The organism is Brevibacterium linens ATCC 9172 (assembly GCF_900169165.1).
GTDB lineage: Bacteria > Actinomycetota > Actinomycetes > Actinomycetales > Brevibacteriaceae > Brevibacterium > Brevibacterium linens.
In genome coordinates, this window is the sequence record NZ_FXYY01000072.1 from 1 (window position 1) to 1301 (window position 1301).

Genomic DNA, 1301 nt, shown 5'->3' on the forward strand with positions numbered 1-1301 from the left:
GCTATGACGCCGGTATCTTCCCTTGGCCGACAATAGAGGTGAGCTGGAGGCCGCCTTCCCGCAACGAGGTCGTGCCACCCAGCAATTGGCTCGATGTCCACGCTCCACACGACATCGTCCTAGACCTCGCAGGGTCTAGTCACAAGCCCTCGCGTTGACTCACGAGAAATGCCCGCGAAACGGTTTCGTTGCCTCATGAGAGGGACGCCCGCGTAGGCCGGCGTGTCCTGGGCCGTGGTGGCGGTGATCGTGGATGAGTTGTGCGCGACGACGGGCTGACACCGAGACCATGCCCGTAAGGCGCTGCGGCAGGCGCTGGGACCACGACCGGCGGGACGTCCGCGGCGGTGATCCTCTGGACCGACGATGCTCCCGTAGGCTACGCACGCCTTGTCGCCCTCGGCGCGAAGCCCGTCAAGACTCCCGAGCCGTGGCTCGACCACCTGCTGATCGCGTCGGTCGAGGACCCCGACGGACACCTGGTGCAGGTCGTCCAGACCCTCAACCGACCAGTGGTCGAGCCGGAACACGGCCAGACGTCAAAGCGGAACTTCACCGAGTTTCGGTACGTAGCAACCTCACGCGACATGCCGTTTTTGCTTTTCCGGTCAGCTCTGGGCCGCGGACACACGACGGATCAGTCGCGCAACCCCCTGGCATACCAAGGCTGCGGGCAGGAGCAATGCGACGCCGTTGACCGTGTCACGGAACCGCAGCTCGCAGCCGTCCCGCTGGAGTTCACGACGCGCCATGAGCGCCCCGGGAAGCATGACCGGCAAAGCCGTCGCAACACCGGCCGTGTAACCACGCTGCGCGCCTGAAGCGCCGAGGTGAGTCACGACGTGGGCTTCCAACCCAGCAACGACTGCCCGATAGATCGCCGATTTACTGGCAGAGCGCACGCCGCGGCCACACGCCACCGCCACCAGAATTCCCATCAGACCAACGGCGATCAACGATTGCTGCGGCGTGATCAGGAGTTGTTCTACACCAGTGCGATCCACGAGACGATCGCAGGATGCAGGAAAGGCGAACGCATCCAGGATGTCGTAGATTACCCACGCCGCAAAAAGTTCCGTCGGCCCCTTCCAACTCACAGTTCAGCCTTCCCCTCACGCATCCAACGCCGATGAATCTATGGGCAGACGCACACGCCCACCATCATCATTTCACAGCCGACAGAGTGTTTGCCCTAACCTCAAGTTTTCATAGCGGCCTGGTCCTGAGTGGCAGCAGCGCGTTTGCTGGCAGACCGGCTGAAAACGAGGACCGCGCCCCCCGCTGCCACAACGAGTGCGTTC

At 63.3% G+C, this 1301-nt stretch carries 1 protein-coding gene; it reads right to left on the reverse strand.

Features of this window, described 5'->3' with window-relative positions:
• Window positions 1-608: 608 nt before the first annotated feature.
• The gene (locus tag BLIN9172_RS18020) at window positions 609-1097 is read right to left on the reverse strand and encodes an HXXEE domain-containing protein (protein WP_145998011.1); all 489 of its coding nucleotides are present in this window, start codon (window positions 1095-1097) and stop codon (window positions 609-611) included.
• Between the last annotated feature and the right edge of the window lie 204 nt (window positions 1098-1301).